The 12,419-nt window shown below is 44.5% G+C and carries 1 protein-coding gene; it reads left to right on the top strand.

Annotation, left to right across the window (positions count from 1 at the left end; translation table 11 throughout):
• Window positions 1-7: 7 nt before the first annotated feature.
• Window positions 8-12,419 (top strand): RHS repeat protein (locus tag H0U71_09880; protein ID MBA2655354.1); only part of this gene is annotated, 12,412 nt, incomplete at its 3' end.

Here is a 12,419-nt window from a genome sequence, read left to right on the forward strand (position 1 = left end):
TAAGCACATGATCGCATCTCCATACTCAATTGTTACCGGACAAGGTTTAGGGGTTTCCTATTCATCGTTACAACAGGTAGGCGATATATTCCCTGCTAAAGAATTTGGTCAAGGAAAAGTAAAAATACATGTGAATGTCGCTAATGGTAATCTAGTGGTGTTTGATCATGTGTGCCGGTTAGTTGAAGCGAATGGCCCGTTAGAATTTTATTATGTCTTTAATCACCAACCCAATAACCAGTGGTGTTTGGCGGCGGATGCAAGACGTTTCAAGCAATTACCTAACCCTTCGCAGCCTAATATACCGGGTATTTTAATTGAGTTAGATGGTCATGAGACGTCTTATATTTATGATCCTGTGCAAAAAAAATATAAGGCTCCCGGGTTAAATAATGGTACTCCCTATTTAATTTATGATAACAATAATAATCAGTGGCAGTGGTACCATCCTTACACCAAGATCACTGAAATTTACGATGCTGCAGGCTTATTAAGAAAAAAATATGATGAAGAGGGTCGTACATCCACCTATGAGTATGATACCGGGTCTCGTTTAAGTGCGATCATGGGCGCGTCAGGCACAAGATACGAAATTTATTATACACCCACTAATGTCAGTATTTATCTTGTTCGAGATGATCAGCACCGCTCTCAATTAGCAAATTACCTATTTGAAAATGGTCAGTTGACGGAATCGCAGGTAGGTGATTATAAAATCAATTATGTTTATCCTGCTAACCAGCTAACTTACATTCTCCAATCCGACGGTACGCGTTGTACATTTGGTTATACAGGCGAAAATCATGCTTTTGTAGATGTTATTTATGCAGGAAAAAATAGTCGGACACGTTTTGATTATAGCCAACCCTTACAAGTTTCTATCAGTGACCCAAACTTTCAACTGACAAAAATTTATATGGATTCGGCTTCGCGCATCACTCAGGTAGACCGTCAAACGGGCTATAGCAATCTAGATAAAGCTATCGATACCACAAAATATACCTATACCCAATCAGGCCAACTTGAATCCGTGATCGATCCTGATCATGGCGTGACAGAAAACACCTATGATCCCCTCTTTGATTTACGCATAAAAAAGAAGGCTCCTAACAATCAAACTATACAATATTTTTACGGGCAATCCGATCAACCAGAATTATTTGCTCAGGCTAAAACGCTGACGGATGATATTCAAGCGGTGACGTATTTTATTTATGATGATAATTATGATAAAAAAGGGCATCGATTTTTACGTTTTGAAATTAGCCCCGAAGGGCGTGTGATAGAATATGTTCCCTTCATTAATTCACAGTTGGACGGCTATGGCTACCCACAGTATAAAAAAATCTATTTAACTAATTTCTTTAAAAGAGACAATTCAGAACCCACACCCATTTCATTGCTAGACATGTTAACGTGGGTGAGTGCACAAAATCCGCAGGAAATCGGTCTTAATGGATATTTTTATGACGAACGCGGGCAATGTTCGGTAATTAAAACCTATGCAGAAATTGACGCGAAGGGCAAGGGCATGCCGCAAGGCATGGGTTATACCAGCCAATTCAAAGATGAGTTTGGCAATCTAAAAGTATTGGCCGAACAACAAACAGATACGACTTATACTACTACGAGCCAGAAATTTGATGCACTGCAACGACGGGTTGATTTGTTTGATCCGCTAAACTATAACACCCATGATGATTATATTACTGATCCCAGCATTCCATTACAAATTAAAGAGACCTATCCGAATAAACAAGTCAATTTAAAACAGCTCGATCAACTGGGATTGGTTTCGTCAAACAAAAATATTTCAGATTTACTGCAGCAAACGCGGGAAACAAAATATTCCCGCGATCTAATCGGTCAAGTTATTGTTACCACTTTGCCGGATAAAACACTTATTATTTCATTTTATGATCGTCAAAATCGCTTAGGCTTCACCGTTAGTCAATTGGGACGGGTGATCGAGTATCAAGAAAATGTGCAACAACACTATCGAGCAACCATTGAGTATAATTATAACGTAGATGTTAAAGCGTTATTCCCCATTCCGACTTTGTTGCCGCAATTAAGTATATTACAAGAACAGCTTGCAGCGCAGGATCATAGCCTGGATCGTATTCACTATGAATTTTTGGATCTTTCGGGAAGAGTTCAATATGAAGTTGATGCAGATAACTATGTCATTGAAAACCGGTATGATCTAGCTAATCGGGTAATCGGAAAAATTCATTATGATGATCCATTAACAGAACAACAACTGCAAAATTTAAAACAAGGTGGTGCTATTACCTTAATTCCTGATAGCAACAAAGATCGGTGGTGGCAATATTTTTATGATAAAGATGACAATCTCCTTGTAGAGCAAGACCCAGCTGGTTATGTCATTGAGAAAAAATACGATGCAGGCAATCGTTGTTATGAAAAAATTAGTTATGCTACTAAAACTGAGCATAAACCCAATGTAAATGATGTTATGCCACCGGTTAACAGCGAGAAGGATGCGCACACTTATTACTATTACAACGCGCGTAGTCAATGCACTTTAGAAGTGGATCCGGAAAACTATGTCACGACTCACGCTTACAACCCTTGCGGATTAGCAAAACAGGCCACTCGCTATGCTACCCCACTGCATAAACTTTGGAGAGATAATAATAATCTACCCGTGCCTACACCTTCTTCTGAAGATCAAAAATCTACTTATGAGTACGATGAAAAAAATCGCCTTGTGAAAAGTTCTTTACCCTTTAACAAAATCGCTGAAAAAAATTACGATAGTATGGATAGTACCCTCTTAAATAAGGCCTACGATGGCACGGTTAAAGGGGGTTTTGATGATGACACCTTGCGTGCTCATGCTATGTTATATGATCAATTCGAACAACTGACTAAAGAATCTGATACTGAAAACCCTGAGCAACAGTTTTATGAACACAAATATGATGATACGGGTTTAAAAATAAAAAGTATCAATCCTTTAGGCCATCCCATTTATTATTTCTATGATTTAGATCGAAGACCGACGGTAGTGATTAACGCCCGCGGTGCCATCATTGAAACTACTTTAAATAGTTTTAATGAAATTACCGAAATGCGTAAATATGATCAAAAAATCTCTCCGACGGATCTTTTGTTATTGACCGGCGGCTTTATCACGCCGGAATTTCGAACTACCTTAAATGCTTTACAGCAAGCAGATAAAGACGCAATTACGTGTTATGTGCGCAATAAGCGGGGCTTAGCCGAAAAAATAATCGACCCTGAAAACTATGTAACTCAAAAAACCTATACTGCGTTTAAGCAGCCGGATGAAGAGATACTGCCCCTTAGTCAAACCACTTATTATAAAATAAAACATGAATATGAGATTCGTGGCCTGGAAGCTAAAACTGCTAAGATTGCGAGTGATAACCAGGAAATAACCCATGATCATTATGAATACAATAACCAGTTTGGTGCTAAAACCGCTCATTATGATGCACTAGACAATAAAACCCAGTTTATTAATGATCGCCTCGGTCGCACTGTGCAAGTCATCGACCCTGAAAATGTTACCCGTGAAACGTTGGTACTCGATGGATTTGATCGTGTCATTACCAATACTAATTCATTAAGCCAAGCCACCACCCATGTGTATAACCAAGCTACGCGCAGTCAGCAAACTATTTATCCTAAAGGCAATAGTGAGCTAGTTATTAAAAACGTTTTTTCTGAAAATGTATCGCACGAAGATGGTGTAAATAATAAAGAAACCTGGCGTCATGAATCAGCGGGTAAGGCCACCCAGCACGCGCAAGAAGTGCCAAGTGAAGCCAAAAATTATGTGATAGAAGATGGGTATGATGTAATTCATCTTCAAAATAGCCATATTGATGCCAACAAAAATCAAACGAAATTTGTTAATAATAGTGTCGGTAGCTTGGAACAAATTATTGTAGATCCGGACAATGCTAAATTAATCACGCAGTTTGAATTAGACGCCTGGGAAAGAAGGACGTTAGAAATAGATCCGTTAGAGCATCGCACATCGAATGTGCATGATAAACGTAATTTATTAACCCAACAAATTGTTGATCCTATTCCGGTCGGAGCACCTATAGACGAAGCGAACACACATTTAAATTTAACTCATACCACCCAGTACAATGGTCAACAAAAAAAATCATTTGAAATGCAAGGTATTACCCCGCTTGATAATATTTATAACGCGGCTTTTGAACAAGACGCTATTAATCGCGACATCGGCAAGGTCATTGATTTGCCACCGCCCGGCAAAGGCGAGCCCTTAAATCTAACGTCCACCTTAAAGTTAGATGCCGTCAACCAAGTGGTTGCGACCATCGATGAACACGACTACATAACGTATTATTTTTATGATAAATGTGGCCGAGAACGCTTTAAAGTTGACCCCGAAAATGGCGTTATCGAAAAAAGATACAATACCGAAGGCGATGTCATTTACGAATGCCACTATAAAAGTATTTTAACTCAACCGATAAGCGAGCAAACCACCCTCGCTCAGATGGTAGATTTTGCGACTAACTTACACAATCTTGAAGATAAGGAACTCTGGTTTTTCTACGATGAAAATAGATTAGAAAGCTTCACGCTCAATAATTTAGGCGCCGTTACCGAGAAACGCTATGATAACGCCGATCGCAAAGTGGCCGATATTATGTATGCCACTAAGGTTGACGTTACCAAGGCTAAAAATAATACCACCTCTCAAATGGCCGCCTTAATGAAGGCTAACCCCAGTCCCTTGGACCGCAGAACGACTTACATCTTGAGTCCCTGTATTATTACCGGCAAACGTTTAGAGCGATTTAAAATTGATCCGGAAGGGTACGTATTAGAATCTCGGTTTGACGATAATGGCAATTCAATCACTGAAATTTTGTATGCCCAAAAAGCCCCGACTCCTGAGCAGCTTACCACGTTATCGGAGGCGGAAATTTTTACCCGTTCACAAAGCAATGATCCGAACAACGCAACGACCTTTACGGTGTATGATGTTCGCAATAATCCGATTTACCGCGTTTACCCAGAAGGTAATGTCACGTTTTATGCGTATGATAAAAATAGCAATATGACGCTGGAATGTCGCTTTGGTCATAAGCTGGAGCCGGTGCCACAAGATTATGCTGTATTAGTCAGCACGCTGAAGACGGCGGAATGGACGCCGGATAAAACCAAGGGTGATCGTATTTCAACGTTTGAATATGACGCCGCCAATCGCCGCTGCAAAGTCACCGATCCACGGGGTAACAGTGAGGAATTTACCTATGATGCCATGGGTAATAAGCTCACCCATACCGACAAAAATAAGGCGGTATGGTCTTATCTTTATGACCGCGATAATCGCGAGATTGCCTATACCAGTCCTAAATCCACCATAACCTTAGTATCTTATAGTCCGGTGTTCGGGAATACCGGTCAACTGAGCGCAACAGAAGATGAAGTGCCCGTCACGCGTCAAAAAATCTATAACAAGGAAAATAATTCCATAACGGTTATCGAAGGCGCGGGGCGCAGTGATGCGCGGGAGATGACCACCTATTACAATAAATGCAATAAACCCCTGCGTATTGAAGTACCCCGAGCGGCAGTGGATAATCCCAATGCCCAGGTAGATTTTAAAAATCCGCCGGTGATAGTGGGACCGGTAACGAGCGGCTTTATCTATGATGGTAAGTGCCAACTGGTGGTGTCAACCGACGAAGCGGGGAATGTTACCTTTTTTGTTCACGATAGCATGGGTAATCAGCGCTTTGTAATTGATGGGGAAGGCAGTATCACGGAAACCCAATTCGATGCCTTTAATAAATCAACGCAAGAAACTAAATATGCTAAATCCCTTGACCCGGTAAAATTAAAAAATGATTACGCCAGTAAAGGCATTACGCTTGCGACCATGACCGATTTGATGGTCGGAATACCGGATATTACCAAAGACCGTACGACTAAATTTAAGCGCGATCGCCGCGATAATATTACCCTAGAAGAAAAAGGCCCCATTTTTTATTATTGTGCGAATGAGGTTAAGCCGGATGACTGGAACTCTGGCACAGCCCTTACCCAATTTAAAAAAGACTATAATGCGCGCGGTAAATGTTGTCTCGAATCGAAACTGATTAATCCCGATACCAAAACGTGGGCAACCACGCTTTACTGGTTTGATCGTAATGGTAATAAAGTGGCGACGGTTAATCCGGACCTTTATGTCATCATTGATATCATGAATAGCTTTAATGAGGAGAGGGAACATCGTGAATATGCTAATGCGCTTTCAGAAAGTCCTGATCCTGCCATGTCGGTTGCTGCACTTATTGAAAAAGTAATTCAGAATCCTGCCAAGGATAGAATTACGAAAACGAAATATAACCCTAACGGCTTCGCTGAAAAAATAACGTACGTTAACGCTGATTTTCAGAAATTAATTAAACAAGATGAATTTTATACCTTAGTCGATGTTACGAGTGATTTGGATATTCTTCAGACGTATACCCCTACGGATAAACTTGATTCCGTCACCGATGCCCGAAAAAATACTTATTCTATTTATTATGATCAGCGTGATATGGAAATTGCGCGTACGGGGGTACCTCGCGAGAGTTTGGATGATAACGATAAACCACTCACCCTCGTGCCACTGACCTATTATGGGGTCAATTTTGCTGGAGAACGGGTGCGCACTCGCCGCTTTAAACAAGGCGCGGCATATCCCTTAATAGACACGCCGCCTGCTCGAAAAAAAGCGGATCCAGAAGATCAAGAAGAATTAATTCTCAACAATAGCCAAGGCAACCCGGCCTTCACCCAAGATGCCCAGCGAACATTATTTGCGATGACCTATACCGCAACTCAAAAACAAGCGCGCCGTTGGCATCAGCTCAGTAACTGGCAATTTGACCCGAAGCTGGTGTTGCAATTTAGAAGCGTGTCCGTTATGGCGGAAAAGCGTTCTGGTTATGATCGCCGTAATTTACTGCTCGTAACGGCTTTTTATACTACTACTTATGAACCGATGAGTAAGAGTGAGTTAGTCCTGGATCGGTCAACCTATCGCCTGCGTGATAGTTTTGGTCAGATCATCGCAGAGGGACGTGACGGTATTACCTACCCGCTGCGCGCAGAGTTTGATTTAGTGGGCCACGTTTGGAAAACAAATGCCGGTAAAGGTGCCTATTACCTCAAATTACAAAATGCCGCGCAACAAGATACGCTTACCCTTCGTTCCCCTTGGACAGACTTCGAGTCGCTAAGTTATAAAGAACTGTCGGAGGTGATGACGATGGATATGGGGCAGGCAGAGCGCACCGAACTGGCTCGCTCACTCAGCGGTAATATCATTGCAGAAATATTACCCGCCTATTTTGAAGACGTTAATATGCAGTCCCTTCCCGTACCGCTTTGTATGCAACCGGTGCAACAGCAAACGGACAATGGCCCGCAATTTTTAATTACTTTTCCCTTGCCGCAAGAGCGCGCCTATCGATTGAAATTCCTTATTAAAACCCATGGCGGTGGGGTTCAAACCGAATTGCCTATTATTATACAGGGTGAAGAACTGCGTGCAGTCGATGTCAGTCATTTGGCGACAGATCTTTATGACTATGAATTGCTCTATCAAATCACGGTACCTGGGAAGCCGGAACCGATCGTTGCTTATAAAACGCAAGGCACTGTGCAATTTGATTCTAACAATACCACCACGAGTCACAACTTAGTGGCGCTAAGTGCTTCCGATACCACCGTTAAATTAACCGGAAAAACGGCCGGACTGACCCGCCTTGAGTTATGGCAGGGCACACAAAAAATTGCCGACCTTAGTTATCAAGGGGAAACACTGCTTGATTTAAGCGCTTATCCTTCGGGCGCTTATACGTTACACCCATTTTATAGTGCGATAGCGGGTGCGCCCACTTTAGCGTTTACCCTTTACACGCCGATCGCGGCGCCCGCGCCTTTATCCCGGGAAATTGATTTTTCTATCGCGTTAAGCATAGAAGCGCAAACCGCTACCGTCACGCGCCAAATTAATCCTTCTTTTGCCGATAAAACGCTGCGCTTAATCTGTGATTACGTAGGGATAGATGCCGAGCCGTATCAACAATCCGTCACGCTTACGCCGCTGGATAATCAATTCAGCTTTGACCATGAGGTGAAAAGTATTGCGTCGTTAAGCGTAGATTTAGCGATGCCCCCGAGTGTAAATGAACAAGAAACGCTGTGGATTCCGCTCTTAATTGCCGCCGTACCTGAAGATCAAACGGCCCCTAAACGAAAAGGAGCGCGGCGTTATCAGGCGCTGTTCCCCGACGCTAAAGGTCAGCTCACGCAAGCAAAATATTTTGAACGTACCCGTTTACAGCACGCGGATATTTTTGCGGCGTTAGGCACGAGCGCCGCCGATTTTGTGACGACGTTACGTAACCTAAATCCGGGAATAGCCGCGCCCGCCTTAGCGCAGGAAATCATTGAGGCGCTTGATAGCGGTAGATTTATTTCGAGCCAAGATGCGGCGTGGCAAACGTTACAGCAGCAACACCACCTCCAGCAAGCCGTAATGAAGAAACTCATTCAGCGCTTGGAAATAGCGCTAGATTGCGATGTTTATCATTTAGATTCGCAGGGTGTTTACGCACTCTTACAAAATAATGATCAAATGGTGTTCTTAAAAGAATACTTACGCGCGGAAGTGGCGTTGGCAGATTGCGAACGTGAACTGATCAACTTCTGTCATGATAAAGCGGTGGTCGCAGAATATATTAGTTTCCTCACGACCCATTTTCCGGGTGATAAAAGTGTCTTACTTTATGCAAAAGCTAAAAATATTCCGATCACCTGTTGGGCGGCCAATAAAGCTAATCCCACCCAAATGAAAATGCTGGGTGATGAGGCGTCGACACCGGATAGCCAGCACTTGTTTATCCACCATGGCCAAGTGTATGCGTCGCTAAGAGAGGTGGGTAAACCGCAGTCAGCAAAACCAAAGCCAGCCGAGCTCAATGAGGACAGTGATTGGGTCGTAGTGGATAACCCCGATAAAAATTTAAACGAATGGCTGGATCTTAAGAGCGGTAAATCCGTGCAAATTGTTAATGCGGTGTTCGCGCCGCGCACGCTTCTGTATATCACGCCGTTTGCCCCGTTCACGGAAATGCCGACGGTGACATTTTTAGATATGAGTCTGGATCGCAAGGCGCAAATTGCCTATCTTACGCCGCTGCCTTTGATCACCGATACCTTGCAAAGCGTCGTGTTGGATGTCAGTGATATGCCGGTGGGGTTATATCCGTATAAGGTCGCCAGTTACGAAAATCTATTTAGTATTACCCGCGGCAACCCCGTTTATCCGAGTCAAAGTTATCCGACGAAAATAGATGGTTCATTTACGCCGGTATTAACTGACGTGAAAAAAACCACGATCCATCCGATCCGCTACTACACCTACAATGCGTGGAGCCATAAGCTTCAAGAAGTCAATGCGATTGGGGCGGTCACCAATCGAGAATATAATTTCCGCGACCAGGAAAAAAAGACCATCGAATCGCCGGTTAGCTGCTATGAAGAAGAAATAATTAACGGCTATGTCAAGTACACCCTGAGTGCCACGCCCCTGCGCCCGACGACTTACCATGGCTACGATGAATCCGGTCATTTTATTGGGATGACTAACCCGAAAGGCAATACGAGCGGGATTAAGGTGGATGCGGCCGGGCAGGAGGTTGAAGAATATCTAGCCGATGGCACGCGCACGCGCCAGAATGTGTTTGATGCATTAGGGCGAACCAGCCGCTATCAAGATATGACCGACGCGTGGTGGCATCAGTATTTTAATCACAACAATCATATTACTAAACTCAGCTCACCCGAAAAGATTGATCAGTTTTTTGGTTATAACGAACTGAATATCGGCAACTATGATGCGGATGCGAATCGCACCTACCGTCGGAACTATGATGCCACCGGTTTTATGGAGGCGTATTTCCAGCCGCTGGGCGAGATCACGATTTTAACGAAGGATCGTAATGATAGGGTGCTGCATATCACGTATCCGGATGGCACGTCGCTGGAGTATACCCGCAACTACTTTGGACTGGAGCAGACCCACACAGATTTAAGCGGCGCCGAATATACCAGTGCTTATAACTATGTCGGGCTGTTAGTGATCCGCTCCGGCAGAGGCGGTGATCACGGTCAAGGGTTGTTAGTCCATCGCGTCAGTATCAATACGGATAATGGCCCGGAGTGGCATATCAGTGCTTATGTCACCGCCGTGGCTAACTTCATCTTAAAACGCCGCTATCTTGCCAGCCGCTTAACGAGTGAAGAGTCCAATGGTGTCACGACAGAGTATGGTCTGGATGAGGAAGGGCGATTAGTGCAGCGTATCTTAACGATTCAAGATGACTCGTCAGTGACCAGCAAACGCACCCAGCATAATTATTTAGATCTGCTGACCCGCGACATTAGGTTAACGGATGACAACCTGACGTTAACACCCGGCTATGATCTTAATAGTAACCGCGTGCACTTAAACAGTCGGTTAACGATCAAACACAAAAAGTTGTTCGATAAAGAGAGCTGGAACACGTTTTCTCAAACGGATAACGAACTGATCAGCGGTGGCACGGTGGTGAATGGTTTTGTGACGGTGGGAGAAGGCTATGAGTTTCGTTATGCCAAGGGCCTGCGCCGCACCGAACTGCACAACAACATTACCTCCACGCTGGGTTACAATAAGGATAAATTATTAACCTCGATTAACCGCCCCGATGGCAATTTAACTCGGGTTTTTAATGCCTCTAATGATTTAAGTCAAATCACGACGAGTAATAATGAGCAATTTGATTTTCGCTACGATCGGAATGGCTGGAGCACCGGTCAGACTTATTATAAGGACACCAACGTGGTAACACAGGTGGATTATACGGAGATATCCAAGCGCGGTTATCCCATTGTTCAGCATACCAAAAACTATGTTAAATCGAATTCGGATAATAATAATGATCGCGGCGAAACCTTAGTGGTGGATATCGTTACGAATGAGTATGCGAAATGGGATGAACCTACCCTGAAGAAGGCATCCGGTAGACGAATTGAGAGTCCCCTGACGGAAGAGGGCCCCCAAACTATCACTCCCCTCCCGCGGGGAGGCACGCCGTATCAGGCGGCGACTGCCTATTTTAATGCCGATGGCAGCACCCGCGCCATTACGGGCCAGCAAGATGAAACCGATCCGAAGGCCAAATACCCGCCATTGGTGGCATTCCAGAACACCGCCGCGAAATCGATTTTTACTAAAGATATATATACCGGTTTCGGGGACCCCGAGGGTTTACAGCTTAAGGGCTCAGAGAGCCATTTTTTAAGTACGCAAGACCAAAACCTAGGGGTATTTAACACCACCACGGGCGCCGCGAGTTTAAATTTGGTGCGCAGAGCGGTGACCGATCACGGCGGCGTTGAAGTGGGGAATGCCAGTCAGTGGCGCGGCGAAAACAGCGAGTTCACCCCGATGTCCGACCCCGCCGGCCCGTATGTCGAAGAGCGTCACCTCAGCTCAGCGCAAAAACTGCAGGCGACGCTGGATAAACGGAAACACAAAGGTGATAACTCCTCAAACTTAATTATTACCGCCCCGGCCATTGCAAGGCAAAATGTAAGCGTGGTGCAAAATGATACGTCAGATAGTCTGGCGATGAAGATGACCGGTAGTGAAAGTTACAGCGATCAAATCACGCAAGCCAATGGCCTCGTCGATAGCAGTAGTTTATTTGCAGGTTATCCGGGACTCCATATCCCCGCGCCACTCCCCACTAAAAACCAAGCCTTTATGCGCACGCCGTATTACCTCTTTACGCAAAAAATATTAGGCGCTATCTATCCGCACCTCAAAACCCCGGAACACAAACTGCACCCAAACCCGATGGTGATTTTTGGTAAAACGGTCATCGCCGTCTTAGCCGTCGTTGCTGCTAATATGATCGCCCCGATGCTAGCCGGTGCATTAATGCCGCTCATGTTCAGCGCGATGGGCGTTAGCATGGTGGGGTCCGCCACCTTGGTATTGGGCGGTGTGATGGCCACCCTGATCGACGCAGCTGGTCAAGAATTACTGGTGGGCCTGCATGCACAAGCAGAGGTATCCTGGCGGGAAGCCGCGATGGTCGGTGTCAGCTCCGTAGTCGGTGGCGGCGTTAATATGGGCTTTAGCCAGATGAAACTCTTAACGCCACTGGCAAAGGAAGTGCTACGAAGAGCCACCTTAGCAGTGACCCAACAACTCTCGGAAATGATGATCAATCACACGCCGTTTGATATGCGGGTGGTGGGATTAAGTATTTTGTTAGCAGACGGGGAGAGCCAAGGCGTTACAAAGTTACCGAGTTTGAGTCACCTAACGG

This window comes from Gammaproteobacteria bacterium (genome assembly GCA_013697705.1).
In the GTDB taxonomy this organism is placed as follows: Bacteria; Pseudomonadota; Gammaproteobacteria; order UBA6002; family UBA6002; genus UBA6002.